Raw genomic sequence first — 24,695 nt, forward strand, 5'->3', positions numbered from 1 at the left:
TGCTAGCGAGCGCAGCGCCCGGCGTGGCGAACGTCCCCAATGCCGCTTGTGCGAGACGCCATGAGACACCGCGGGATTCGTCTGAAGGCCGGTCTCGACTGTGGGACAATGAGATATTGACCATATTCGCTGCTGCCGGGAGGTGCCATGGGGCTGAAGACGCCGAAGCAGAAAGCCCGCGTATTTCAGATGCGCCAGCAGCAGTGGAAGCGTGATCGCCAGCAGACGACGAGATCGTGCGGCAAGATCCGATACGGCACCGAGCTGGACGCCAAAATCGCGCTGGCATCAACACGCCGTGGCGCCGTGGCGCTGCCGCTGCCAAGGAGGAACGTCGCTATTACCTGTGTCCTCAATGCCATGGATACCATCTGACGTCACAAAGTCGTTTCAGCGGTCGGAAGATCCAAGCGCGACAGCATGCGACGGCATCTGCGTCCAAACCAGCCGAGCCCGCCGAGCGCAAAGAACTCAAGGGAGTCACTGCATTCATCGAGAACATCCGTGGTGAATGGGCGTATACGATTCCCGAAATGGACGTCCGCGGCACATCGCAATCGCAAGAGGAAGCGAAGGAAACCGTGCGCGCGATCGTGAGGATCGTGTTCCCGGATGTCAGGATATCCTTCAAATACAGCTCGGATGAGCAGGATCTGGGCATGCTCTATGCGTTACAGGTCGCCGGCTCCCAGAATGAGACAACGGCTGAGAAATCCTCATATATGGAGCCGTTGCTGTCCCAGCTGAGATCGCGCCTGTTCCGCGATGGGTTTCGATTCCGCAAGTACGATGGCCGCTATCCAGGACCGCCGGACATTGTGCTGCCGAAATACCGGCTCATGGTATTCGTGGACCCGTGCCTGTGGCACGATCGGTCAGAGTGCAAGAGGAAGGCGCTTCCTCCTGAGACGCTGCGCGTATGGCGGGACGAGCATGCCGCTCAGTGGGAGGAGACGCTGCGGAAGCGCCAAGAGCTTGCAGATGAAGGATAGACCGTGTTGTCGTACTGGGAATGTCGGTTCTGTGACAACCGCAAACGGGAGAAGCGACTGAGATCGTTCCTCTCGGATGTGCGGCGCATGGCCCAGCTGCCTCGACGATGACGCGCGTGGCCGTTTGAGACAGCAAGGCAATTGCTGTTTGCTCATGCCGGCCAGTTTCGGATCTCGTCGTTTTGCCGTGCCGTCACCGGGTGATCTTCAGACATTGAGCTCCCTCTCGGCGCGGCCAGCTCGTCCGCGGCCGACTTGTTCGCCTCGGCCTTGCCGCGCCACGACTTCGACCGTTCGATCTCCGCCTCGTAGCGTGCCTTCCAGTCGATGCTCTCCGGCGGCGAGCCCGACTGCTCGTCTTCGGCGTTCGGTGCGCTGCTGTCTTCGGCTATGCGGCCTCCTTCCGCCCGAATCCGGGCATAAGAAAAGCCACCACGGAACATCCGTGATGGCTATGTATTGAAGATGAATGAAGGATCTAAAGGAATCTACATATCGGTTTCAGCAGGAGGTCAAGGATCCTATGCGTGATTCCCACCCTTGTCCAGAAGATCTTCCTGCGGATCCGGTAGAAGCGCGAGGGTTCGTAGTCCCAAAGAGTCTTCACATGATAGATGCACCAGATCAGGCATTTTCTCAGTTCCCTGTCGGTGAGATCGGGATTCCCGCCCTCGATATTGAACACACCTCTCCTCAGAGTGTCAGCATAAAGATCCATCAAGTCTCTTAATCTCTTCTTCGAGAGGATGCCACGGAACACGCGGAAACCTTCTTCGGAGCCGCCCTCGTCGCGGACGGATATCATGGAGGAAAGGAAATGACTGTCCAATCCGACCAGTTCCGGCGCATCGGAGGAAAAGTAATAGACCTTCGCTTCCTTGCCATCAACGTAATAGTCACGAAGGCTGCTTGGCCGGTTCGTCGATGTGCATGTGGCTATGAAGCCGTCGGCACCTGCCAGACCGGTTTCCGCTATATCCGATAAAGGCACATTGATGAACCACGATGTCAATAGCCGCGCGGTATGAAAATCAATCACTCGAATAGCCTCATTCATCATCGCTGACACTCTTCATATCGCGATAGTACATGCTGCCGGGTCCGGCGGGTGCGAACGGTGCGCTGAAGAGGCGTTCGGCCTTGCCTGTCTTCTTGTTCACGAACCATGCACAATCGTCGTACTGAACGAAACCAGAGGCCATGGGAACGGCATAGTATTCGTCATCCTCGCCGCCTTCGGGACTGGTGGGCATGCCGTGTTCGAGTTTTTCGACGATGAGACGCGCCTGATGGTAGCTGGCGACTTTATCAGCCATGTTTGTCCTCCTTGACTCGGTGGCGTGGATTCGGCCCAGTTGTCGTACGCGCTGGAGTGCTGCCGCCATGCGGTGCCGTCGCAGTGGGTCCGTTGGAGTTTCCACTCGCTCCAGCTTCGCACGGTGCCGGGATCGGCGATCCACGGCTTCGCGTAGGCGGGCGCGTCTTTGAAGCTCGGCCGACCGCCTTCGAGTAGCGAGTCGGTGGGCTGCATATCGTCCATGCGCAGGAGCATGGGTTCTCCGCCCTTTGGCATCGGAGAAAAAGAAGAACTCTATCTCCCAAGTGGGAGTAGGGCTCTTGCGGTCGGGCCAGCGGGATTCGAACCCGCGACATCCTGTTAGGATTCGAGGGTTCTTGGCTCGGGGCAGCCGTCTTGGTTGACCTCAGAAACCTTGGAATTAAGCCATTTTTGAGTTTCGAGTTTCTTTGTTCAGGCCGCTGCGATTGGCAAATCGTGACGGTCATTGTTAGCAAAATGTTAGCGTCTTGGAGCTTGGAAATGGCGGAATCATGCGGCGTGTCGCGAATGCCGTTCTGAAGCTGTGTTAGCACTCTTGCGGTCTGCTTTCGCTTGCTTCGCTGGTTGCGATGTCGAAGAGAGCGACATGTACTCCCTATTCATCTGATGACGAATGAGCAACCCCTTGTTATTTTGAAGGGTTGATTCGCTGGTTTTCGAGGACTTCATTAGGTGCGTTTTCGTTGCAATGACGCCGTTTGGACGACTTTCGTGAGATTTCGCTGATCGCTGCTGATTTCGTTGTTTTCCGCGGTCGCTGTGTCCCGGTTGTGTCTGCATCGGTTCCAGTGCTCCCCAGTCGAATGCGACATAATGACTGAGGAGCACTGGAGCCGGCGACGAGGCGTTCATTCGGACCGCTCATGCGAAACGCAGCCGGTGCGAGGCTCTCCATCGCTGCCCGGTTCGCCCTACGTGTAGCGGGACGCCGAACATCGATTCGAGACGTTCGTCGGTAAGTCCTTCGTCAAGTGGTCCGGTGAATGTGATGGTTCCCGGTGTCGTGTTGCCGTCAAGTGTGGCGTAGATGCGCGGATGCGTGTCGAGGTATGTCATGCACTCGTGTTCCATCATTCGGCCCATCATCGCGATATGGTCGAATCCGGCGGGGATGTCCTCCACCTGATGCGTGACGAGCAGCATCGTGCGCTCGTCCCCTCGCGAGGCCAGCGCCGACAGTTCTCGCAACACCGTTTCACGGCCACCCAGATCAAGGCCGGTGGTCGGTTCATCGAAGATCAGGAGATCCGCCGGCGAGACGAGCGCGCGTGAGATCATCACCCTCGTGCGTTCGCCTTCGGACAGGTTGCGCCACTGTTTGCTGGCCAGATATGCGATGCCGAGCCGGCGCATCATCGCGTACACCTTCTCGTATGCCTCGTCGGCCGAATCCTTCGTTCCTCGTGGAATCCCCGAGACGACGACCGTGAGCGGGTTCATTCCCGACCCGATGTTGTGCCCGAACGCCGCCGAGACGATGGCCACGCGGGTGCGACGACGCTCTGGGTCCGAGCCCGCGACTGTTCGGTCCCCGAAGACGCGCAGTTCGCCGACGTTGGGGTAGGTGCGCATCGCGATCATTTCCAGCAGTGTGGATTTTCCCACTCCGTTCGGTCCGAGCAGCACCCATCGTCCGCCGGTGGCAATGGTGAGGTTCACGTCGGCAAGGATCGGCCGCCGATTGCGATAGTAGCCCACCGACCGGGCTAGTACCATTGCGTCGTGGGTTGTTTCGCCGAGCATGGTCATCGCCCCGCTTCCGTATTCCGTCCGATGATGATGCCGATGGCGGTCTGTGCGACGGCCAGTACGGCCAGCATGATGAGCACCGTCCGCCATCCCGAGGTGATGTCGTAGATCGTTCCGGCCAACGTGGGACCGACCGCGGCGAGCAGGTATCCGACGCATTGAGCCATGTCCGACAGTTGCGTCGTCTCCTCGGTGGTCGAGGTCTTCAATCCGATCAATGAGAGCGCCACGACCAGAGAGCATTCCGAGCCGATGCTGGCGACGATGATCCACAGCAGATCGAGCCGCGGCGCGAATGCCAGTCCGAGCGCACCGATGGCCAATGGCACGCTGGCGACGACAACGGCGGCGACCTGGCTCGCCCTTCAGCAGCACGGGGATGAGCAGTCCCATGACGATGCCGACGAGCTGGAAGACCGCCAGATGCCAGCCGGTCCGGTCGGCGGGCACGCCGAAGGAGACCTCGATGGTGGGCAGCCAGGTGACGCACACGTAATAGTTCACGGATTGCAGCCCCATGAACAGGGTGACGGCCCATGCCTCCGGCCTTTTCCACATGGAGACGCGGAGCCGGGTCTCCGATGCCGTACTCCGTCGGCTGCGGGGCTGCGCATCGGTGGTGGTCTTCGCAGCCGGGGTCGTCCTTCGCGCATTCGCCCGTGAACGCCACAGCCACAGCAGCGTGACGATTCCGGCGGGAATGGCTCAGATGCCGAGCGTGCCCCGCCACCCGATTGCATCGGACAGGGGCAATGTCACGGCCGAGGCGAACGCGGCCATGCCGGTCATGCATGCGGAGTACATGCCGGTGGCAAGTGATGTGTGACCGGGGTAATCGCGTTTGACTATGGCCGGCACCAGAACGTTGCCCACCGCGATCGAGCAACCGATGACGAACGTGCCGGCCCACAGTCCGATGGTGCCGCATGCCGAACGGATCACAATGCCGAGCGTCAGGAACACCATCGCGGCCAGCACGGTGCGTTCGATGCCGACGAGGGGATGGGATGACGTTCTGTTATCTGTTCCATGATGATCGACTAGATGATTAAAGAGTATCCGTGTGATGATGCCGTTGATTCGTATAGGGGGTGTTCGTTATCGTCCGTCGGGGATCCGAGCGGCGATGGCGTTGAGGTTTTCGGCGACCGCCGCGATGATCTCGTCGTCGCTTTGTCCGCCCTCCAGCTTGAGCAGTCCGAGCGAGTGGAGCGTCCCGGCGATGGAGAAGACGGCGGCGATGCGCTCGTGCTCGTTCGCCGCATGGGCGGAATACCGTTCGACGAGCATCGACTCGATCTTGCGGAACATGACTTCGGGGCGGTCGCCGAACAGGATGCGCAAATCGTCGATCTGGCTGTCGACGGCCGGTCTCCAGCCGTTGAGGAACGCGAGCGGATCGGACAGGATCTTGTCCTTGGCGGGGTAATGCTCCAGCATCGCGTCGATGGTTTCGTCCTCGAGTTTGTCGTTCAGGTCGTAGACGTCGAGGTAATGCTTGTAGAACGTGCTCGGGTTGACAAGCGCAAGGTCGCAGATGTCCTTGACCTTGACCTTCGATACCGGAACTCCCGATGCCCGTAGGCGCAGGAACGCCTCGCGGATCGCCTTGCGGGTCTTGACGATGCGTAGATCGGTCATCATGCCCCTTTCGTCTGTTCATTTGCCGGTGGCGTCATTCCCTCGCCGACCATAAGCCGAGTGTTATGCGACGATTCGGGCAAATCGTCGCATAAGCGAGGAATGTCGCATATCGGTGGTTGCCGTCCGTTGCGTTTCGATGATAATTGATGCTCGTTGAATAATCAACAACTATTGTTTATCGGAGTGTTATTGTGAAACTTGGCATCAACAGGAAACAATGGATCATGGTCATCGTGCTGCTCATGGGCACGTTGCTGGCCGTGCTCAACATGTCGGTGGTCACGCCGGCGTTGCCGTCCATCATGAAGGACCTCGGGGTGGACTCCACCACCGTGCAGTGGCTGTCCAGTGGCTATTCGCTGGTCGAGGCGATGGTCATCCCGCTCGCCGCGTTCCTCATGGGACGCTTCTCCACCCGCAGGCTGTTCATCGGCTGCATCTCATTGTTCGCGGCCGGCAGTCTCGTCGCCGCGTTCGCACCGACCTTCCCCCTGCTCATGGTCGGCCGTGTGTTGCAGGCCCTGTGCACCGGCGCCATCATGCCGATGGTCACCGCGGTGATCCTGCTCGTGTTCCCCAAGGAAAGCCGAGGAACGGCGATGGGCATCACCGGACTGGTCGTCGGCTTCGCCCCGGCGCTCGGCCCGTCCATCTCCGGCGTGATCATCGACTCGTTCGGCTGGCGCACGCTGTTCGTCATCATGGCGGCAGTCTCGCTGATCGTCATCGCATTGGCCGCCGTCTACCTGCGCAACTTCGACGGATTCCAGCCGGGCGCGTTCGACCCCGTCTCCGTGCTGCTCTCCTCGGTCGGCCTGGCATGCCTGCTGTACGGACTGTCCACGTTCACGTCCACCGGCAACATGATGCTCACCGTCTCGCTGATCGTCGTCGGCGTGTTGCTCGTCGCCGTGTTCGTACGCCGACAGCTCAAGGCGAAGGAACCGATGCTGCGCGTCGGCATCCTCGACAACCGCACCTACGCGCATTCGGTGATCATCGTGGCATGCATGCAGGCGGCCCTCATGGGATGCAACGTCATGGTGCCGATGTTCATCCAGACCGTGCTCGGCGCATCCGCCACCGCCAGCGGGCTCGCCATGCTTCCCGGCGCCCTCATCGGCGCATGCTGCGGCATCGTCTCGGGCCGCATGTTCGACAAATACGGCATCCGCAAGGTCGCCCTGCCCGGTCTGACGGTCATGACCATCGGCGGCGTGCTCATGGCTCTGCTCGGCGCGGACGCCTCGGTCATCCTCACGGCATGCGCCTACACCGTGCTCTACACGGGACTCATGTTCGCCATGACCCCGGTGAACACCTGGGGCATCAACGCGCTCGACAACGAAAACATCGGACACGCGCAAAGCGTGACCAACACCGTCGGACAGATCGCCTCCTCGATGGGCACAGCCCTCATCGTATCCATCTCCGCGCTGTCCACCACCCTCGCGCCCACCGCCACCGGACACGCGCAATCCATACTCGGCTCGACGCTGGCATTCGCCGCCATCGCGGTCATCCTCGCGGCCGCCCTCATCACGGCACTTCTGGCGACTCGAACGCACCGAGGCACGACGAAACGGACTCTCGTCGGACAGTGACCGAAACGACAACGCATCAACAGACAACACGGAACCAAAACGAAACGAGACATGATGAACACCACGAACAACTCGCTGACCCACAACATCCGCACCTTCCACCACGGCACCGAACCGCTGGTGGATCCCATCCAAGACACATTCATACGCACCGACAAAGCCGGCAACTCATGGTTCTGGGTCGGTCATTTCGAGACGGGCGGCCACACCCTTGACTTCATGTACCACGTCAGCGTCCTGCAGCTCTCCAAATACCTGCCGGTGCGCATGATCAACAGCGTACTGTCCATCACCGATGAGACCGGACGCATCTACCGTCACGAAGACCGCTTTTACAAGGTCAGACGAGGACAGGTCGCAGGCCAGGGACTGCACATCCACACCGACAAGGACGTCATCGAAGGCGACCTCGACAACATGCGCATCGCATCGGCCATGCCGGACGGATCCATCTACCTCGACCTGCACGGCACCGGATACCCACTCTACAGTCTCGGTACCGGCTACTTCCAGATCGCCGGAGTGGCCAACTACCAATACTCGTTCCCGCACATGGCCGCCAAAGGCGTCATCACTCTCGACGGCCAGCGCCACGAGGTGGAGGGAATGGTATGGATGGACCGTCAGTTCGCCGGCATGCCCAAAGGCAGAAGCCTCAAGGACGGCTACAACTGCAAATGGCTGTGGATGAACCTCTGCTTCGACAACGATCCCGACGTGATCAGCCTATGGGGTGTAACCGAACTGGCCACCGGCAGCGAACATTGCTGGGCCAGCGTCCTGCACGAGGACGGCACCCAATCTTCCGCCGGCGTGGATCCGATGGTCGACGACTCCTTCAATGTGTGGGAAAGTCCTGTGACCGGCATGAAATACCCGACCGGATGGACCATCTCCATCCCCGAATGGGAAGCGAAACTCACCGTCACATCCATCATGGACGAACAGGAAATCGCTTCGCCGAACCCCTCAGGGCGCAAATACGAAGGCGCAAGCCAAGTGGTCGGCACCTACCGAGGACACTCGGTGACGGGCCACTGCTGTCTCGAACTCGTCGGAGGATGGAACTGACAACACCGGCCCATCCTCCGAAATCACCGGCGTCGGGCCGATTCCGCCAACCCGCCGAAGAAAGCCACAGCCCAACGGGCCGGTGAACAAGGGATTCGGAATGGGCACGGAATAGCCTTTCGGGGGCTCTCGCACAAGTTAAGCCCGTCTCGCGCACAACACGAGACGGGCTTGACTCCTTGTTTTTATTTAGTTTCACTGTCTTTGCTGAGCTTGCCGCCGAACGCCTGGTTTACCAAGGTGTAGACGGCTTGTGCGACGCCGATGACGCCGGTGAGGACGATGCCCCATCCGTAGCCGTGGAAGCCGTTGGTTGCGGCGATGGCGATGACGTCGAGCAGGATGCTCACGCCGAGACTGGTCAGGCCCACGTAGTCGGCGGGGATGTACTTCTTGAACGCCTGCACAAGCGCGGGCGCGACAAGGGCGACGATGCCGGCGGCGAGGGTGGTCGCTGCGGGGAATATCCAAATGCTAGGGGATTCGGCCATCCCAGTAACACTGGAGTTTTGTTACTGGAGCCGCAACCGAAAAAGATGAAGCTTGCATCCCAGTCAGAGCAGGGATTTCGGGTCGGGCCAGCGGGATTCGAACCCGCGACATCCTGCTCCCAAAGCAGGCGCGCTACCAAGCTGCGCTATGGCCCGTGCGCCTCGTGCTGCGCAATCGCGTGTCGGAGGCACAATCAGCCAGTATAACGCATGACCGGCTCGGACGAGGCAGAACGGACAGGTTGGCTCATGGTTCAGATCAGTGCAGACGCAAACAGAGCCAACAGCGTCAGTGCGGGGAAGACGAACTGCTTGGCGGCGGCGGTGCGCTTGTCGGGACTGCCGGCGAACAGCACCAGGGCGGCGGCGGTCATCGAACCGGTGCCGGCCGTCATTAGCGTCACGCCGACGACCGTATGCCCAAGCGGAGCCAGCACGGCACCCGTTAGAGCCATGAGACCGAGGAACAGGTTGTAGAACCCCTGGTTGTAGGCCATTTCCTTGGTCGCCTCGGCTTCCTGCGCGGACGGGATGGAGAAGATGTGCATCGTCTTGGGGTCCGTCCAACGGAACGATTCGAGCACGAAGATCAGCACGTGCAGCAGGCCGGCGAGGATGGCGAACGTGCAGGCGGCAATGAGCATGGGGATTTCCTTTCCTGTTCGAGGCCATGGGCACGGACTCCGTGCCCGGCACGCTCACGATAGGGCATGGATGATCGGAACACGACGCATGTCCGCCGAAGGCACAACGGACGGCATCTATACTGGGTGCCATGACAATGCCGAAGATTTCCACCATGGCCATGATCACGGCGGCAATTAACGCGATCAATGCCGCCGTCAATGTCGCACAGCGCAAGAACAAGGTCGTCGTGCTTTCGAGCGTGCTGACGGCCGCCAGCTGGGCCGTCGTCGCGGCCATCTACCTGCATTGGGAGCGGGAGGACGCCGAGGAGGGCGAGGATGAGCTTGAGGTCGGTCCCGAGGAAGGGGCCGAAGAAGGAATCGAAACCGACTGACCGGTCGGTATTGTCGATTCGTGTGGTGGTCAGACGGCGACCAGCCTGATAGCAGCCTTGCAATACGGCCGGAATGACGCCAGTGCTATCGCGGCAGGATGCCTGAAACCACCACACGAATCGACAATATCCGCGCGGCGGTCGCCGGTTCCGGCGTGACCTGCCGTCTGCCGCCGAAATTCGCCGCCCTAGGCTGGCTCAGGAGCCGAACGAGACGTGAAAGGCCCTGCACCGATCGTCGATCCGATCCGCACAGGGCCTTCGTGGTGTCCGGGATGAGACTTGAACTCACACGCCTGTATAAAATAGGCACTAGCACCTCAAGCTAGCGCGTCTACCATTCCGCCACCCGGACAGGTGCCGTTGCTGGGCAACGGGTAGGTACTTTATCGATCATGCGCAGGCCCGTCAAATCGCGACACTCCGTGGCGCTCCGAAGCGGTCCGCGACGCGGTTTGAGGATGGTCCGACGATGCTGTTCCCATGTGTCGCTCCGTGCTACCCTGATGGCAGAGCCACGTCGTCGGCTCCCGGACGATGGACAAGTACCCGGCTCGACAAGACTTGCCGTACAACGAGGAGCAGCGGGTCATGGCATGGTTCGTTCTGATTGTTTCCGGCATTTGCGAGTCCGTCTGGGCCATTGCGCTCGACCGTTCGGCAGGGTTCTCCCGTCTTGTGCCCACGGTGGTGTTCGTTCTTGGACTGGTGGCCAGCATGGGCGGGCTCGGCTATGCGATGCGGCATCTCCCCGTCGGCACGTCCTATGCGGTCTGGGTGGGCATCGGTGCGGCCATCACCGCGGCATACGGCATGGCGAGCGGCGAGGAGCCCATCTCATGCGCGCGCGTGCTGCTCGTTGCGGGATTGGTGGCCTGTGTCATCGGTCTCAGGTTTGTCCGCTGAATCCTTGCGCCTCATCGATTCGGTTCGGACTATTCCGGGAGTGACGGGGGAAACGCGTGTATGGTGTGCGGCGGAGTCGCGCACGCGGGACGCGCGTCGCGCAGCGGAGTGGAGGGAAGGAACGCCATGGTCACTTCGAACAGGAGTCGCGTGGTCGTCGTCGGCACGGGCAGCGTGGGGGCTGCGGTCGCCGATGCGATCGTGCTGCAGGGGCTGTGCGACGAGCTGGTGCTCATCAACCATCATCCCGACAAGGCGACCGGCCTTGCGATGGATCTCATGGACGGCACCGAGTTCATCGGCCGCTTCGTCTCCGTTCGCCGCGGCGACTGGTCCGACTGTCGCGACGCGGACGTGGTCATCGTCACCGCCGGGCCCAAGCCCAAGCCCGGCGAGACGCGGTTCCAGGAGCTCGGCGCCGCCATCGACATCGTCGATCCGATCCTCGCCGAGATCAGGGATTCCGGGTTCGATGGCATCCTCATCATGGTGTCCAATCCTGTCGATGTGCTCAGCTGGTTCGCGTGGAAGCGCACCGGCCTGCCGCGCGCTCAGGTGATCGGCTCCGGCGCGGCGCTCGACACGGCCCGGCTGAAGGCGATCATCGGCGAGATCACGCGGCTCGACCCGCGCATGGTGTCCGGCTACGTGATCGGCGAGCACGGCGAGTCGCAGTTCGTGCCGTGGTCCACGGTCTCGTTCATCGGCAAGAGCTTCACGCAGTACCTTGAGGACAACCGCGACCGCTACGAGGGCGTCACGCTGGAAGGCATCGAGGAGCGCACGCGGGAGCGCGGCATGACGATCAAGCGGCTGCGCGGCGGCACCAGCCAGGGCATCGCCGCCACCGTGGCGGGGATCACGCGCACGATCCTGTGGAACGAGCGCCGCGTACTGCCGGTCTCCACGCTCATCGACGGCGAATACGAGTACGACGAGCATGACGTGTTTCTCAGCCTGCCCGTCGCGCTGGATGCGAGCGGCGTGGGCGACTTCGTGGACCTGCATCTGACGGACGAGGAGCTTGCCCGGTTCCATGCGTCGGCGCGCGTGGTGCGCGAGCACTGCGCGATGATCGCGGACCGTCTGTAGGGACGGATCCGGCCCCGGTGACGGGAAGCGGGGAGGAGTTCAGGGTCGGGGATATAGAATCGGGGTGCGAACCGGTTCGACATGCGTCGCATGCGGCGGACCGGCGTCCGGACGGCGAGGAAGGGAAGGCATCATGGGACGGCATCAACGGGCGGAGACCTCCGGTCTCATCTCCTTCCTGATCTGCTCGGTGGTGTGCGCCATCGCGATGAAGCTGTACGTGGAGTACGCACCCGCGATCTGGCAGGTGTCCCGGCGACTGTTCACCGTGTCCGCCGGCATGGTCACGGCGTGCGGCGTGGTGTCGTTCGCCATCGGCTACGCGAGGCATTCGCGTTCGTGGAATTTGGACCACGGCTGGCTGGTGCCGGTGCGGCGCGCGATCGAGATCCTCGCGCTGTCCGTGGTGTACGCGTCGACGATCTTCCTGTGCGACTTCGCGATCATGGGCGTCATCAGCTCCATGATGGGATCGTTCATCTTCTATCTGCCGTGGATCACCGCGGGATTCGCCGGCGTGGTGGGCTATTTCACGTTCGTTCAGGCCGATCTCATGAACGCCAAGACCATCGCGTCGCTGCTGCCGTTCTTCGTGCTCTCCGGCGTCACCACCGCGGGTCTCACCACCGACGACCCGTACTGGTACAACAACAACTTCTCCCAGCTGGGCGACCGCACCACGTTCGCCGCCCGCATGTTCAACTCGACGCTGATCCTCGCCGGCGTCTGCGTCATCATCGTGAGCTACTTCGCCGTGTCCGAGCTCATCACCACGCAGCGGCTGCGCGTGCGTTGGCAGCGCGAGCACGTGGACGCGGCGGAGCTCGGCGACGCCGGGGAAGACGGCGTCTCGGCAACGGGGCGGGGAACGAAGCGGGGGAGCGCCGTCGCGGATGCGCCCGCCGCCGGGCGACTTTCGAGAAGCGACCGGGCGACGGGGGAGCTGAGTCACTTCGCCCTGCGCACGGGTGTGCTCATGGGGCTGCTCACGCTCGCGGGCGTGTTCTTCATCGGCATCGGCTCGTTCCGCTACACGCCGCATCCGCAGCTGCACGACTTCTTCGCGCGCGGACTGCCGGTCATCATGACGGTGCTGCTCGCCATCCTGCCGTGGCTGGCGCCGCAGCTGAGCAGGGCCACTTTCCTGATTGGCGATCTGGGGGTGGCGCTGTGCTCCGTGGCCAGCCTGGTCTGGATGCGGGGCGGCAGCACGCTCACCAACGTCGAGGCGCTGTCCGGGCTGATATTCCTCGGCTGGTTCATCGTGTTCGCACGGCAGATCGCCGCCATCGAGGCGGACCGAGTCGCCGCGCAGCTCGTCTACGCGCAGCTGCACGCCGGATCCGTGCGCGAGGCCGCGACGGCGGGCAAGGTCACGTCCCTGGAGTCCCGTCTCGCGTCCGACCGGTAGCCGTCGTGGCCATTGTCGTCGTCGCAGGCGCGGGCGTCCGCGGCCACGACGTGGACGATCAGGCGATCACTCCCGCCAGCTCCAGTCCCGTACGCACGAACAGCATCGCCAGCACGCCCACGATCACCGGTCGCACGATCCTCGTGCCGTCCCGGATCACCATGCCCGCGCCGATGTAGTGCCCCACCATGCCGAACGCGCCGGCGACCGCGCCGACGAGCCACCACATCTGCCCGTGCAGCGCGAACGTGACGACCGAGGCGACGTTGGCGCTCAGGTTCCAGATCTTCATGTCGCCCGACGCGTCGCCCAGCGCCATGCCCGCCACGGCGGTGAACGCCAGCAGCGTGAATGTGCCTGAGCCGGGACCGTAGAAGCCGTTGTACAGGCCGCACGCCAGCGAGCACGCGGCCACGAGCGCCCACCGGCGTCCCCTGGGCATTGGGCGCTCCTTCGCGGCGAGCGACTTGCGGCGCAGCACCACCGCGGCGACGATCGGCAGCAGCACGATCAGCACGTCGCGGAAGATCGCGTCCGGCACCAGCAGCGCGATGCGCGCACCGCCCACGCTCCCCAGGAAGCCGAACAGCGCGGCGGGCACGGCCAGCCTCGCGTTCGCGAACCCGTTGCGCCACAGCCTCACCGTGGAGGCGGTGGATCCGATCGCCGCGGACAGCTGGTTGGTGGCGATCGCCAGATGCGCGGGCACCCCCGCGATCAGATACGAAGGCAGCGTGATCAGTCCGCCGCCTCCCGCCACGGCATCCACCATGCCGCCGACCAACACGAGCGGACAGACGACGGCCAGCGTCGACCACAGCGAGGGAAGTGTGCTCCAATCCATGCCGAACCAGGGTACGGCCGGCATGTTACGCGTCCGGCATGGAGAACGCCGCGCCGCCCGGACACGGCGCGACGCTACGATGCAGGTATGACCATTACGAGCAACGCCACCGCCGAGGACCTGTGGGACGCCCCGCTCGCCGGCGGTCCACTGAACGCCACGGTGACCATTCCCGGCAGCAAGTCCCTGTCGAACCGCTATCTGCTGCTTGCCGCGCTCGGCAAGACCCCCGTCACGCTGGTGGGTCTGCTGCGCTCGCGCGACACCGACCTCATGATGGGCGCGCTTGCCGCGCTCGGCGTGCGGTGCGACGCCGACCCGGACACGCCCACCACGGTGACGGTGACGCCTCCGGCCTCCGGACGCTTCCGCGGCGACGTGGACGTCTACTGCGGCCTGGCCGGAACGGTGATGCGGTTCGTGCCGGGCCTCGCGCTGTTCGCGGACGGTCCCGTGCGCTTCAACGGCGACGAGCAGGCCTACGCCCGTCCGATGAAGCCGGTGCTCGACGGTCTCGAGCAGCTCGGCGCCCGCGTGGAGTACCACGGGCAGGAGGGTCACCTGCCGTTCACGATCACGCCGCCCGAGGACCTCGAAGCCGCGGGACCTCAGGTGTCCATCGACTCCTCCGCGTCCTCGCAGTTCATCTCCGGGCTGCTGTTGGCGGGTGCGCGTCTGCCGCACGGCCTCGACCTGCGCCATACGGGGGAGAAGACCCCGAGTCTGCCGCACATCCGCATGACCGTGGCCGATCTCGTCGCGTCCGGCGTGCACGCCGAGGCCGACGAGGCCGCGCGCCGCTGGCACGTGCCGCACGGCGACGTGCAGCTGCCGTCGCGCGTGGTGGTGGAGCCCGACCTGTCGAACGCGGCGCCGTTCCTGGGCGCGGCGCTGATCGCCGGGGGCACGGTGCGCGTGCCGCATTGGCCGGTGGAGACCACGCAGCCCGGCGGACTGCTGCCCGGATACCTCGAGCGCATGGGGGCGACGGTGACGTTCGACGAGGAGGACGGCGTGCGCTACTGCACGGTGACGTCCGACGGTTCCGTGCGCGGGCTGGGAGACTTCGATCTGACCGCGGCCGGCGAGATCGCCCCGTCCCTGGCCGCGGTGCTGGTGTTCGCCGACGCGCCGACCTCCATGACCGGCATCGGGCATCTGCGCGGACACGAGACCGACCGTCTGCGGGCACTCGTCACCGAGATCCGCCGCGTGGGCGGCGTGGCCGACGAACTGCCGGACGGTCTGCGCATCGAACCGGTGCCCGCGGAACGTCTGCACGGCGCCGACATGGAGACCTACGCCGATCACCGCATGGCCACGTTCGCCGCCATGCTGGGTCTGCGCATCTCCGGCGTACGCGTGCGGAACGTCGCCACCACGCGCAAGACGCTGCCCGATTTCACCGGCATGTGGTCGACGCTGCTGGCTCGCTGAACGCCGGTCACGCCGCGAACCCACGTCGCAGGACGGGCGAAAGCCAATCGAACGCGCCATCGGGCGCCACATCACACACAACATCGGAAGAAGGATCTGCCATGAGCGCACACACCCTGTACGAGACCCGCTCCTATGCGCAGGAGCTGGCCGGAAACCCCCATCTGGACGACCTGCTGCTGACGCTGCGGCTCGCCGACGCGGCCGACGCCGTCACCACCGCCCGATTCGGCGCGCTGGACCTGCACGTCGAAACCAAGCCGGACAACACGCCGGTGAGCGACGCCGATCGCGCCACCGAACGCGCCATCCGCGACATCCTCGCCGAGGAGCGCCCGGACGACGCGATCTACGGCGAGGAGCTGGGCCGCGCCGAATCCACCGGCCGCCGCTGGATCATCGACCCGATCGACGGCACCAAGAACTACGTGCGCGGCGTGCCGGTGTGGGCCACGCTGATCGGTCTGCAGGAGGGCGACGATCTGGTGGTGGGCGTGGTGTCCGCGCCGTGGCTGCACACGCGCTGGTTCGCACTGAAGGACGGCGGCGCCTACATGGGCCGCGGTCCCGAGGAGGCGACGCGCATCCACGTCTCGCACGTCGCCAAGGTGGAGGACGCCTCGATGAGCATGTCGTCGCTCACCGGATGGCGAGACCGCGGCGACCGCGACGAGCTGATCGCGCTGACGGACTCCATGTGGCGTCTGCGCGGGTTCGGCGACTTCTGGAGCTACATGCTGGTGGCGCAGGGAGCCGTCGACGCGGCGGCCGAGCCGGAGCTCGATCTGTACGACATGGCGGCGCTGGTGCCGATCGTCACCGAGGCGGGCGGCCGCTTCACCGATCTGGACGGCAACCCCGGTCCGTGGGGCGGCTGCGCGCTGGCCAGCAACGGCCTGCTGCACGAGGCGATCCTCAAGGCGCTGTAGAGCCGCACGGCACTGCACGATACTGCACCGCCGCACGATGCGAAAATCCCCGGTCCGCGATGAACGAACCGGGGATTTCGCTATCCGTTACGGGCTATCCGCGTGCGGTATGCGCGGGGATCAGGCCTCGTCGACGGGCTCGACCACGTTGCCGTAGGAGTCCTTGCCGGCCACGGCGATGGCGGCGGACTTGCGGGCGATGGCCAGCTCCTCGTTGGTCGGGTAGATCGCGATGATCACGGAGGAATCCGGGGTGGAGATGATGCGCGGCTCCTTGGAGCGGGTGGCATTCTTCTCCTCGTCGATCTTGACGCCGAACGGGGCGAGCTTGTCGCACACCATCTTGCGCACGATGTCGTCGTTCTCGCCGACGCCGGCGGTGAACGTGATCACGTCCACGCCGCCCATCTGGGCGGTGTAGTTGCCGATGTAGCCGACGATGCGGTGGACGTACACCTGCAGAGCCAGCTTGGCGTCCTCGTTGCCCTCGGCCACCAGACGGTGGACCTCGCGCATGTCGCCGTAGCCGGTCATGCCGGCGAGGCCGGACTTCTTGTTGAACAGGGTGTCCAGCTCGTCCACGTTCATGTGGGCGTTGCGGATCAGGTGGAACACGACGGCCGGGTCGATGTCGCCGGTGCGGCCGCCCATGACCAGACCCTCGAGCGGGGTGAGGCCCATGGAAGTGTCGACGGGCTTGCCGGAGATCTGGGCGGAGGCGGAGGCGCCGTTGCCGATGTGCAGGACGATCTGCTTGAGGCCCTCGGCCGGCTTGCCGATGAGCTCCGGGACGACGGAGCCGACGAACTCGTGGGAGGTGCCGTGGGCGCCGTAGCGGCGGATGTGGTACTGGTCGGCGATCTGCTTGTTCAGCGCGTAGGTGCTGGCCTCCTTCGGCAGCTGGAAGAAGAAGGAGGAGTCGAAGACGAAGATCTGCGGCACGTCGGGCAGCAGGGCGGTCATGACCTCGGCGCCCTTGGCCTCCGGACCGTTGTGCAGCGGGGCGAGCACGGCGAGGTCCTTGACCTGGCCGATGGTCTTGGCGTTGACCAGCGCCGGCTGCGGGAAGATGGAGCCGCCCTGCACCACGCGGTGGCCGACGGCCACGATGCCGGCCTCGTCCAGGTTCGGGCCGAACTCCTTGAAGAAGCCGAGGACGCGCTTGAGGCCCTGCTCGTGGTCGTGGATCGGCTCGGTCAGCTCGTGCTTCTCGCCGTTGTACTCGTGCTTGTAGTGACCGTCGATCGGCTCGCCGATCTTCTCGACGAGGCCGGAGGCCAGGCCTTCGCCGGACTCGAGGTCCACCAGCTGGTACTTGATCGAGCTGGAGCCGGAATTGATGACAAGGACGGTTTTCGCCATTTGGGCTTCCTCCATGTGTTGTGTGGCGCCGCGTGACACGGCATCATGTCAATCTCTAACGTACTCTTGCGCTTTGATATTTTGCGCTCAGGAGTCCACCGCCGCGCTGACTGTCCGCGGACGGGCGCGACGGTTCGCGATTTCTCGCTGTCAAGGAGCGATGGGAGGACGGACGCTGCGCCAGACCGTAGGCTTGGCCGAGCGGCCTTGAGCGTGTCTGGCGCAGCGTCCGTCCTCCCATCGCGGAAGGTGGTTATCGGAGCCGAATCACTGGGCTTCGATGGCGGTCAGCGCGACGGTGTTGATGATGTCCTGGACGAGGGCGCCGCGGGACAGATCGTTCACCGGCTTGTTGAGGCCCTGGAGCACCGGGCCCACGGCCACGGCGCCGGAGGAGCGCTGCACGGCCTTGTAGCCGATGTTGCCGGCGCACAGGTCCGGGAACACGAACACGTTGACGTGGCCGGCCACGTCGTTGCCCTTGGCCTTGGTGGCGGCGACGGTGGGGGACCAGGCGGCGTCGAACTGGATGGAGCCGACGACGGCCAGCTCGGGGTCCTTCTCCTTGACGATGGAGGTGGCCTCCTCGACCAGATCCACATCCGGGCCCTTGCCGGAGCCGAGGGTGGAGTAGGAGAGCATGCCGACCTTCGGGTCGATGCCGAAGGCCTTGGCGGTCTCGGCGGACTGGATGGCGATCTCGGCGAGCTGCTCGGCGTTCGGGTTGAGGTTGATGGCGCAGTCGGCGAACACGGCCACGTGGTCCTTGAAGCACATCAGGAACGCGCCGGACACGAGCTTCTGGCCGGGCTTGGTCTTGATGACCTGCAGGGCCGGGCGCACGGTGTTGGCGGTGGAGTTGATGGAGCCGGAGACCAGACCGTCGGCCTTGCCGAGCACCACGAGCATGGTGCCGAAGTAGGAGGAGTCGGTCAGCTGCTTGCGGGCCTGCTCCTCGGTCATGCCCTTCTTGGCGCGCAGCTCGCACAGCTTGGCGACCATCGGGGCGAGGACCTCCTCGTCGTCCTTGGCCTGGAAGGTGGCCTTGTCGAGGTTCTCGAGACCGAGCTCCTTGCCGCGGGCCAGGATCTCGTCCTTCTTGCCGACGATGATCAGGTTCACGATGTCGCGGGCCAGCAGGTAGTCGGCCGCCTTGATGATGCGGTCCTCCTCGCCTTCGGGCAGGACGATGGTCTTCTTGTCGGCCTTGGCCTTGCCCAGCAGGCTGTACTGGAACGCGTAGGGGGTGACGGGGGCGACGAAGTCGGCGTCGAGGGCGTTGAGCACCTCCTCGGCCGGCACGTTCTCCACGAATGCCTCGGCGGCGGCCTCGGCACCGCCCTCGGCGGTCACGTCGACCTTCGGCAGCACCCACACCGGGACGCCGGCCTCGGACAGGGCCTCCTTGTCGGGGGCGACCTGCTCGTCCTCGGCGCCGGTCACGAACACGCCGAGGACCTTGGTGCCGGCGGCCTCCACGGAGGCGGTGGCGGCCTTGACGGTGGCGGCCAGCTGCTCGGGGGTGCGGTCGATGGTGCACACGGCCAGGAACACGGGGGAGGCCAGATCGGCGGCCACGTCGGCGTTGAAGGCGAAGGCGGCCGGGTCGTTCACGGCGGACTTGTCGGTGCCGACGATGACCATGGCCTCGGCGCCGGAGGCGGCGACGGCCTCGTGGTAGGCGGCGACGATGTCGGCGCGGGCGCCGGCCTTGTCCTCACGGGCGCGCTTGGGACACACGCCCACGGACTGCTCACGGGTCAGACCGGCGTTGGCCGCATCCACGAGCACGTCGGTGAAGGTGTCCTTCTTGCACACGGCCGGACGGAACACGCCGGTCTTCTTCGCGGTGGCGAGCGCGTTGACGACGCCAAGGGCGACGACGTTGCGGCCGTTGGCGGCTTCGGGGCTGATGATGGTGACACTGGTAAGACTCACGGGTCTCTCCTGTTCCTATCTGTTCAATGACGTGACTGCCTTGTTCACATCTATTGCACATTGTAACGATGGAATGCGGGGGAGCGTCCGGTTTTGCAATATGTTGCCGCAACCGTAACTGTGATGTAGCGCACAGTTCGCCGCGGGGCCCGAGGGGGGGCCGCCCGGAAACGCGACGGAGATACGACGAGGCCCCGGACGGATCCGGGGCCTCGTGTCGATCGGTCAGACGATCAGGCGATCAGCGAGCTCACTCGTTGTCGCCGCCGGTGGCGGCGGTGGCGTCGATGGCGACGTCCTCGCCCTTGACCTCCGGCCACACCCAGTCGGTGTAGTCCGGGTGATCGTAGCCGTTGTCGACCGCGAACTGGAAGGCTTCCAGACGGAAGTCGTTCAGCTTCTTGATCTCGTCGGCGTACTTGGCGGCGTCGATGATCTCAAGCGCGGAGGCGGTCAGGCAGTAGCGATCCATGTCGTTGACGCGGACCATGTCGAACGGCGTGGTCGTGGAGCCCTGCTCCTTGTAGCCGTGGACGCGGAAGTTGTCGTGGTTCGGACGGCCGTGGATCAGGCGGTAGATGGAGCCCGGGTACGCGTGGAAGGCGAACAGGACCGGCTTGTCGGCGGAGAAGAGCTCGGTGAACTCCTCGTCGGACAGGGCCTGGTCGTTCTCCTCGGCGTCCTGGATCTTCAGCAGGTCAACGACGTTGACGAACTGGACCTTGAGGCCCATCTTCTGCAGCTTGTCGTTGGCGGCCAGAGCCTCCATGGTCGGAACGTCACCGCAGGAGGCGATGACGATGTCGGCGTCCTCGGCGTTCTTCGCGTTGGAGGCCCAATCCCAGCGGGCGGCGCCCTTCTCGAGCTCGGCGGCGGCCTCGTCCAGGGTCTGGTACGTGGCGGCCGGCTGCTTGCCGGAGAAGATGGCGTTGATGCAGTTCTTGGACTTGTAGCAACGCTCGGCGACGGTCAGCAGGGAGTTGGCGTCGGCCGGGAAGTAGATGTTCACGACGTGGTCGTTGTTGAAGTTCTTGTTGAGCAGGATGTCAACGAAGCCCGGGTCCTGGTGCGAGAAGCCGTTGTGGTCCTGGCGCCACACGTGGGAGGAGATCAGGACGTTCAGGCCGGCGATCGGCTTGCGCCACGGGATCTCGCGGACGGTGGCCTCGAGCCACTTGGCGTGCTGGTTGATCATGGAGTCGATCACGTGGGCGAAGGACTCGTAGGTGCTCCAGATGCCGTGGCGGCCGGTGAGCAGGTAGCCCTCGAGGAAGCCTTCCATCTGGTGCTCGGAAAGCTGCTCGACGACCTGGCCGGTGACGGCCATGTGCTCATCGGTGAGCTCGGACAGGTAGCCGGCGTCCCACTGCTTGTTGGTCACCTCGTAGGCGGCGGCAAGACGGTTGGAAGCGGTCTCGTCCGGTCCGAAGATGCGGAAGTCGGTCGGGTTCTTGCGGATGATGTCACGGGTGTAGTAACCGAGCACGCGGGTGGCCTCGGTGGCGCCCCAGCCGTGGCCGTGGCCCTTGATGTCCACCTCGTAGTCGCGGATGTCCGGGAGGTCGAGCTCCTTGAGCAGGCGACCGCCGTTGGCGTTCGGGTTCTCGCCGATGCGCAGCTCGCCCTTCGGCATGAAGGCGGTGACTTCCGGCTTCACGGCGCCGTTCTCGTCGAACAGCTCCTCCGGCTTGTAGGACTCCAGCCAGCCCTTGAGGACCTCGAAGTGGGCCTCGGTGTCGCGGGCGGAGGCCAGCGGCACCTGGTGGGAACGCCAGGAGCCCTCGGTCTTCTTGCCGTCGATGTACTTCGGGCAGGTCCAGCCCTTCGGGGTGCGGAAGATGATCATCGGGTAGAACGGACGGTGCACGTCGTCGGTCTGCGCGGTGGCCTTGATGTCGCAGATCTCGTCGAAGACGGTCTCGAACAGGTCGGCGAAGCGACGGTGGATGGACATGTGGTCCTCATCGTCGAAGCCGGCGACGAACTCGTACGGCTCGTAGCCCATGCCGTGGAAGAACTCGTGGAGCTCCTCGTCGGAGATGCGGGACAGGATGGTCGGGTTGGCGATCTTGTAGCCGTTGAGGTGCAGGATCGGCAGCACGATGCCGTCGGTGCGCGGGTTCACGAGCTTGTTGGACTGCCAGCCGGTGGCCAGCGGGCCGGTCTCGGCCTCGCCGTCGCCGACGATGCAGGGCACGAACAGGCTCGGGTTGTTCATCACGGCGCCGTAGGCGTGGGACAGGGCGTAGCCCAGCTCGCCGCCCTCGTGGATGGAGCCCGGGGTCTCCGGGGCGTAGTGGGACGGGATGCCGCCCGGGTAGGAGAACTGGCGGAAGAACTTCTGCAGGCCAGCCTCGTCCTTGGTGATGTTCGGGAAGTACTCGGTGTAGGTGCCGTCCAGGTAGGACTGGGAGGTGCCGGCGGGGCCGCCGTGGCCCGGGCCCATGATGAACACGGTGTTCTGGCCGTGGTCGGCGATGAGACGGTTGATGTGGCCGATGAGGAAGTTCAGGCCCGGGGTGGTGCCCCAGTGACCGACGAGACGGTGCTTGACGTCCTCACGGGTGAAGGGCTCCTTCATCAGCGGGTTGCTGCGGAGGTAGATCTGGCCGATCGACAGGTAGTTCGCGGCGCGCCAGTACTTGTCGACGCCTTCGAGAGCTTCCTCGGAAACCGGAGCGTTCAGCTTCTTCCAAGGGGTGCCAATAACAGGATTCGTCATGTGTACTCCTGTACTCCTGCACGTTACGTGCGATTGATTATTTCCATGTGGCCATGGAAGCGCCGCAGGCTCTGTTGAATCCGCGGTCTTCCCACGTCCAGTCAGGATTCATGGTAGGGGAAACGCGCGACTTGTTGGCCGGTATTGTTGCAGGATGTTACGTTTTGTTCGTTTTCATCGGAGGTAAAGTTTGCCACCGTTTGCCTTGCATTTACCTTCTCCGAGTGGTAGGGGAACTTGAAAACGTTGGAAAATGGCCGGTTTTGGACTGTTAGCGCTCCCAGCTACGTTGTCGAAACGGTTCGATGGTGAAACATCTGATCTTCGGCGTGTTGTGCGTTTTCACGCGGGACGCCGGCACTTGTCTGATTGCACGGTCATAATCGACCTATTCGGGCGGACGGATCGGCCCGCCCGCCGCCAGCCAAAGCAACGTAAGGGAGATCATGGCAACAGGACCCGTTCTCGTCGTCGATTTCGGTGCGCAGTACGCGCAGCTCATCGCCCGCAGGGTGCGCGAGGCCCACGTCTATTCCGAACTCGTGCCGCACTCCATGCCGGTCGACCAGATCCTCGCCAAGGACCCCAAGGCGATCATCCTCTCCGGCGGCCCCGCCTCCGTCTTCGAACCCGGCGCCCCGCGCGTCGACCCCAGGCTCTTCGAAGCCGGCGTCCCCGTGCTCGGCATCTGCTACGGCTTCCAGGCCATGGCCTACGCCCTCGGCGCCGACGTCGACAAGGCCGCCCTCGGCGAATACGGCAAGACCGAGACCGCCATCGACCACGCCGAAGGCATCCTCGAAGGCTCTCCGGCCGAACAGAACACGTGGATGAGCCACGGCGTCGCCGTCAAGACCGCCCCCGCCGGCTTCGAGATCCTCGCCCACACCGAAGGCGCCCCCGTCGCCGCCATGCAGGACGAATCGCGCAAGCTGTACGGCGTCCAGTGGCACCCCGAGGTCAAGCACACCCCGCTCGGCCAGAACCTCATCGAGAACTTCCTCCACCAGTGCGCAGGCCTGCCCAACGACTGGGACTCCGCGGGCATCATCGAGGACCAGGTCGCCAAGATCCGCGAACAGGTCGGCGACGCCGAGGTCATCTGCGGCCTGTCCGGCGGCGTCGACTCCGCCGTCGCGGCCGCCCTCGTCCACAAGGCCATCGGCGACCAGCTCACCTGCGTCTTCGTCGACCACGGTCTCCTCAGGAAGGGCGAGGTCGAGCAGGTCAAGCACGACTTCGTTCAGGCCACCGGCATCCGCCTCATCACCGTCGACGCCGCCGACGACTTCCTCGACGCCCTCAAGGGCGTCTCCGAGCCCGAACGCAAGCGCAAGATCATCGGCGAGAAGTTCATCCGCACCTTCGAAAAGGCCCAGCGTCAGGTTCTCGAGGAGGCCGGCGCCCGCGGCAAGGAAGTCAAGTTCCTCGTGCAGGGCACCCTCTACCCGGACGTCGTCGAATCCGGCGGCGGCGACGGCGCGGCCAACATCAAGAGCCACCACAACGTCGGCGGCCTGCCCAAGGACATCAAGTTCCAGCTCATCGAGCCCCTGCGCACCCTCTTCAAGGACGAGGTCCGCGCCATCGGCATCGAGCTCGGCCTTCCCGACGAGATCGTCTGGCGCCAGCCGTTCCCCGGCCCCGGCCTCGGCATCCGCATCGTCGGCGAGATCACCAAGGAACGCCTCGACGTCCTCCGCGAAGCCGACGCCATCGCCCGCGAAGAACTCACCAAGGCCGGCCTCGACCGCGACATCTGGCAGTGCCCCGTCGTGCTCCTCGCCGACGTCCACTCCGTCGGCGTCCAGGGCGACGAGCGCACCTACGGCTCGCCCATCGTTCTGCGCCCCGTCTCCTCCGAAGACGCCATGACCGCCGACTGGTCCCGCGTCCCCTACGACGTTCTCGCCGCCATCTCCACCCGCATCACCAACGAATGCCGCCAGATCAACCGCGTGGTGCTGGACTGCACTTCCAAGCCTCCGGCAACCATCGAATGGGAGTGAAATCCGCCGATGGAGCGCCTTCTGCGCTGAGCCGTGAAGCGGGGAGCCCGGTGGGCTCCCCGTAGGCGAGGTGAGCGGCCGCCAAGGCCGCGAAGGCTGCACGGAGTGCAGCTCCTCAGTCGCGGTACCCTCGT

24 protein-coding genes, 2 tRNA genes, 1 pseudogene and 1 riboswitch are annotated in these 24,695 nt (G+C 64.2%); of the genes and pseudogenes, 11 read left to right on the forward strand and 16 right to left on the reverse strand.

Annotation, left to right across the window (positions count from 1 at the left end; all coding sequences use genetic code 11):
• Positions 1–147: 147 nt before the first annotated feature.
• Together G1C96_RS00735 and G1C96_RS00740 are read left to right on the forward strand one after the other, a co-directional pair.
• Entirely contained in the window at positions 148–375 is a 228-nt protein-coding gene (locus G1C96_RS00735) for a hypothetical protein (RefSeq protein WP_169274738.1), read from the forward strand.
• A 206-nt stretch (positions 376–581) separates the two neighbouring features.
• Positions 582–992 carry a hypothetical protein gene (locus G1C96_RS00740; RefSeq protein WP_335341899.1) on the forward strand — a complete coding sequence of 137 codons (411 nt, stop codon included), beginning with the start codon at positions 582–584 and terminating at the stop codon, positions 990–992.
• Positions 993–1,144: 152 nt separating this feature from the next.
• Here the strand turns inward: G1C96_RS00740 and G1C96_RS00745 are convergent, their stop codons facing one another.
• The 8 genes and pseudogenes from G1C96_RS00745 to G1C96_RS00775 form a co-directional block, all read right to left on the reverse strand.
• Positions 1,145–1,435 (reverse strand): hypothetical protein, encoded by a 291-nt coding sequence (locus G1C96_RS00745; RefSeq protein WP_169274739.1) that lies wholly within the window; start codon positions 1,433–1,435, stop codon positions 1,145–1,147.
• Between the two features lie 35 nt (positions 1,436–1,470).
• Positions 1,471–2,052: a hypothetical protein gene (locus tag G1C96_RS00750; RefSeq protein WP_169274740.1), complete on the reverse strand. Its 582-nt coding sequence runs from the start codon at positions 2,050–2,052 to the stop codon at positions 1,471–1,473.
• Entirely contained in the window at positions 2,042–2,308 is a 267-nt protein-coding gene (locus G1C96_RS00755; RefSeq protein ID WP_169274741.1) for a hypothetical protein, read from the reverse strand. The genes G1C96_RS00750 and G1C96_RS00755 overlap by 11 nt, the downstream gene beginning before the upstream one ends.
• 884 nt (positions 2,309–3,192) lie before the next feature.
• Positions 3,193–4,080 carry an ABC transporter ATP-binding protein gene (locus tag G1C96_RS00760; protein WP_169274742.1) on the reverse strand — a complete coding sequence of 296 codons (888 nt, stop codon included), beginning with the start codon at positions 4,078–4,080 and terminating at the stop codon, positions 3,193–3,195.
• Positions 4,077–4,403: an MFS transporter gene (locus G1C96_RS00765; RefSeq protein WP_169274743.1), complete on the reverse strand. Its 327-nt coding sequence runs from the start codon at positions 4,401–4,403 to the stop codon at positions 4,077–4,079. Before G1C96_RS00765 ends, G1C96_RS00760 begins: the two co-directional genes overlap by 4 nt.
• Before the next feature lie 79 nt (positions 4,404–4,482).
• Positions 4,483–4,782: pseudogene (locus G1C96_RS10430) on the reverse strand (hypothetical protein); the annotation flags it as partial.
• 3 nt (positions 4,783–4,785) lie between these two features.
• Positions 4,786–5,058, reverse strand: a complete 273-nt coding sequence (locus tag G1C96_RS00770) for an MFS transporter (RefSeq protein ID WP_169274744.1) — start codon at positions 5,056–5,058, stop codon at positions 4,786–4,788.
• 120 nt (positions 5,059–5,178) lie between these two features.
• Positions 5,179–5,724, reverse strand: a complete 546-nt coding sequence (locus tag G1C96_RS00775; protein ID WP_169274745.1) for a TetR/AcrR family transcriptional regulator — start codon at positions 5,722–5,724, stop codon at positions 5,179–5,181.
• A 191-nt stretch (positions 5,725–5,915) separates the two neighbouring features.
• On the opposite strand from G1C96_RS00775, the gene G1C96_RS00780 reads away from it, so the two are divergent.
• Together G1C96_RS00780 and G1C96_RS00785 are read left to right on the forward strand one after the other, a co-directional pair.
• On the forward strand, positions 5,916–7,328 hold the full coding sequence (locus G1C96_RS00780) for a DHA2 family efflux MFS transporter permease subunit (RefSeq protein ID WP_169274746.1): 1,413 nt from the start codon (positions 5,916–5,918) through the stop codon (positions 7,326–7,328).
• A 51-nt stretch (positions 7,329–7,379) separates the two neighbouring features.
• Positions 7,380–8,399, forward strand: coding sequence for a lipocalin family protein (locus G1C96_RS00785; RefSeq protein ID WP_169274747.1), 1,020 nt, complete (start codon positions 7,380–7,382; stop codon positions 8,397–8,399).
• Between the two features lie 185 nt (positions 8,400–8,584).
• Here the strand turns inward: G1C96_RS00785 and G1C96_RS00790 are convergent, their stop codons facing one another.
• The 3 genes from G1C96_RS00790 to G1C96_RS00800 form a co-directional block, all read right to left on the reverse strand.
• The gene (locus G1C96_RS00790) at positions 8,585–8,890 is read right to left on the reverse strand and encodes a hypothetical protein (protein ID WP_169274748.1); all 306 of its coding nucleotides are present in this window, start codon (positions 8,888–8,890) and stop codon (positions 8,585–8,587) included.
• An 82-nt stretch (positions 8,891–8,972) separates the two neighbouring features.
• Positions 8,973–9,046: transfer RNA gene (locus G1C96_RS00795), tRNA-Pro, on the reverse strand.
• A 98-nt stretch (positions 9,047–9,144) separates the two neighbouring features.
• Complete coding sequence (locus G1C96_RS00800) at positions 9,145–9,534, reverse strand: DUF1304 domain-containing protein (RefSeq protein WP_169274749.1); 390 nt, start codon at positions 9,532–9,534, stop codon at positions 9,145–9,147.
• Between the two features lie 155 nt (positions 9,535–9,689).
• On the opposite strand from G1C96_RS00800, the gene G1C96_RS00805 reads away from it, so the two are divergent.
• Positions 9,690–9,911, forward strand: a complete 222-nt coding sequence (locus tag G1C96_RS00805; RefSeq protein WP_169274750.1) for a hypothetical protein — start codon at positions 9,690–9,692, stop codon at positions 9,909–9,911.
• Positions 9,912–10,175: 264 nt separating this feature from the next.
• On the opposite strand, the gene G1C96_RS00810 is transcribed toward G1C96_RS00805, so the two are convergent.
• Positions 10,176–10,266, reverse strand: a tRNA-Leu gene (locus G1C96_RS00810).
• 154 nt (positions 10,267–10,420) lie between these two features.
• A riboswitch (guanidine-III (ykkC-III) riboswitch) is annotated at positions 10,421–10,483 on the forward strand.
• 19 nt (positions 10,484–10,502) lie between these two features.
• On the opposite strand from G1C96_RS00810, the gene G1C96_RS00815 reads away from it, so the two are divergent.
• The 3 genes from G1C96_RS00815 (at position 10,503) to G1C96_RS10180 (ending at position 13,320) form a co-directional block, all read left to right on the forward strand.
• Complete coding sequence (locus G1C96_RS00815) at positions 10,503–10,817, forward strand: DMT family transporter (RefSeq protein ID WP_169274751.1); 315 nt, start codon at positions 10,503–10,505, stop codon at positions 10,815–10,817.
• Between the two features lie 126 nt (positions 10,818–10,943).
• Positions 10,944–11,909 carry an L-lactate dehydrogenase gene (locus tag G1C96_RS00820; protein WP_169274752.1) on the forward strand — a complete coding sequence of 322 codons (966 nt, stop codon included), beginning with the start codon at positions 10,944–10,946 and terminating at the stop codon, positions 11,907–11,909.
• A gap of 133 nt (positions 11,910–12,042) precedes the next feature.
• Positions 12,043–13,320: an ABC transporter permease gene (locus G1C96_RS10180; RefSeq protein WP_240945036.1), complete on the forward strand. Its 1,278-nt coding sequence runs from the start codon at positions 12,043–12,045 to the stop codon at positions 13,318–13,320.
• Between the two features lie 58 nt (positions 13,321–13,378).
• Here the strand turns inward: G1C96_RS10180 and G1C96_RS00830 are convergent, their stop codons facing one another.
• Positions 13,379–14,188, reverse strand: a complete 810-nt coding sequence (locus G1C96_RS00830) for a TSUP family transporter (RefSeq protein ID WP_205831982.1) — start codon at positions 14,186–14,188, stop codon at positions 13,379–13,381.
• Between the two features lie 63 nt (positions 14,189–14,251).
• Between G1C96_RS00830 and aroA the strand changes: the two genes are divergently transcribed.
• Both aroA and hisN read left to right on the forward strand, forming a co-directional pair.
• Positions 14,252–15,601 carry a 3-phosphoshikimate 1-carboxyvinyltransferase gene (gene aroA, locus G1C96_RS00835; protein WP_169274753.1) on the forward strand — a complete coding sequence of 450 codons (1,350 nt, stop codon included), beginning with the start codon at positions 14,252–14,254 and terminating at the stop codon, positions 15,599–15,601.
• 101 nt (positions 15,602–15,702) lie between these two features.
• A complete protein-coding gene (hisN, locus tag G1C96_RS00840) occupies positions 15,703–16,530 on the forward strand; it encodes a histidinol-phosphatase (protein ID WP_169274754.1) in 828 nt (275 codons plus the stop codon).
• Between the two features lie 120 nt (positions 16,531–16,650).
• Here the strand turns inward: hisN and G1C96_RS00845 are convergent, their stop codons facing one another.
• The 3 genes from G1C96_RS00845 to G1C96_RS00855 form a co-directional block, all read right to left on the reverse strand.
• A complete protein-coding gene (locus G1C96_RS00845) occupies positions 16,651–17,892 on the reverse strand; it encodes an acetate/propionate family kinase (protein ID WP_169274755.1) in 1,242 nt (413 codons plus the stop codon).
• A gap of 267 nt (positions 17,893–18,159) precedes the next feature.
• Positions 18,160–19,830, reverse strand: coding sequence for a phosphate acetyltransferase (pta, locus tag G1C96_RS00850; RefSeq protein ID WP_169274756.1), 1,671 nt, complete (start codon positions 19,828–19,830; stop codon positions 18,160–18,162).
• 250 nt (positions 19,831–20,080) lie between these two features.
• Positions 20,081–22,552, reverse strand: coding sequence for a phosphoketolase (locus G1C96_RS00855; protein WP_169274757.1), 2,472 nt, complete (start codon positions 22,550–22,552; stop codon positions 20,081–20,083).
• Positions 22,553–22,998: 446 nt separating this feature from the next.
• Between G1C96_RS00855 and guaA the strand changes: the two genes are divergently transcribed.
• Positions 22,999–24,561, forward strand: coding sequence for a glutamine-hydrolyzing GMP synthase (gene guaA / locus G1C96_RS00860; protein ID WP_169274758.1), 1,563 nt, complete (start codon positions 22,999–23,001; stop codon positions 24,559–24,561).
• The last annotated feature ends 134 nt before the right edge of the window (positions 24,562–24,695 follow it).

It is taken from the genome of Bifidobacterium moraviense, assembly GCF_012932365.1.
GTDB classification, from domain to species: domain Bacteria; phylum Actinomycetota; class Actinomycetes; order Actinomycetales; family Bifidobacteriaceae; genus Bifidobacterium; species Bifidobacterium moraviense.

Coding starts and splice junctions, on each gene's coding strand:
- G1C96_RS00735 (WP_169274738.1), top strand. CDS start 148: ATGGGGCTGAAGACGCCGAAGCAGAAAGCCCGCGTATTTCAGATGCGC.
- G1C96_RS00745 (WP_169274739.1), bottom strand. CDS start 1,435: ATGTTCCGTGGTGGCTTTTCTTATGCCCGGATTCGGGCGGAAGGAGGC.
- G1C96_RS00750 (WP_169274740.1), bottom strand. CDS start 2,052: ATGATGAATGAGGCTATTCGAGTGATTGATTTTCATACCGCGCGGCTA.
- G1C96_RS00755 (WP_169274741.1), bottom strand. CDS start 2,308: ATGGCTGATAAAGTCGCCAGCTACCATCAGGCGCGTCTCATCGTCGAA.
- G1C96_RS00760 (WP_169274742.1), bottom strand. CDS start 4,080: ATGACCATGCTCGGCGAAACAACCCACGACGCAATGGTACTAGCCCGG.
- G1C96_RS00775 (WP_169274745.1), bottom strand. CDS start 5,724: ATGATGACCGATCTACGCATCGTCAAGACCCGCAAGGCGATCCGCGAG.
- G1C96_RS00785 (WP_169274747.1), top strand. CDS start 7,380: ATGATGAACACCACGAACAACTCGCTGACCCACAACATCCGCACCTTC.
- G1C96_RS00790 (WP_169274748.1), bottom strand. CDS start 8,890: ATGGCCGAATCCCCTAGCATTTGGATATTCCCCGCAGCGACCACCCTC.
- G1C96_RS00800 (WP_169274749.1), bottom strand. CDS start 9,534: ATGCTCATTGCCGCCTGCACGTTCGCCATCCTCGCCGGCCTGCTGCAC.
- G1C96_RS00805 (WP_169274750.1), top strand. CDS start 9,690: ATGGCCATGATCACGGCGGCAATTAACGCGATCAATGCCGCCGTCAAT.
- G1C96_RS00815 (WP_169274751.1), top strand. CDS start 10,503: ATGGCATGGTTCGTTCTGATTGTTTCCGGCATTTGCGAGTCCGTCTGG.
- G1C96_RS00820 (WP_169274752.1), top strand. CDS start 10,944: ATGGTCACTTCGAACAGGAGTCGCGTGGTCGTCGTCGGCACGGGCAGC.
- G1C96_RS10180 (WP_240945036.1), top strand. CDS start 12,043: ATGGGACGGCATCAACGGGCGGAGACCTCCGGTCTCATCTCCTTCCTG.
- G1C96_RS00830 (WP_205831982.1), bottom strand. CDS start 14,188: ATGCCGGCCGTACCCTGGTTCGGCATGGATTGGAGCACACTTCCCTCG.
- aroA (WP_169274753.1), top strand. CDS start 14,252: ATGACCATTACGAGCAACGCCACCGCCGAGGACCTGTGGGACGCCCCG.
- hisN (WP_169274754.1), top strand. CDS start 15,703: ATGAGCGCACACACCCTGTACGAGACCCGCTCCTATGCGCAGGAGCTG.
- G1C96_RS00845 (WP_169274755.1), bottom strand. CDS start 17,892: ATGGCGAAAACCGTCCTTGTCATCAATTCCGGCTCCAGCTCGATCAAG.
- G1C96_RS00855 (WP_169274757.1), bottom strand. CDS start 22,552: ATGACGAATCCTGTTATTGGCACCCCTTGGAAGAAGCTGAACGCTCCG.
- guaA (WP_169274758.1), top strand. CDS start 22,999: ATGGCAACAGGACCCGTTCTCGTCGTCGATTTCGGTGCGCAGTACGCG.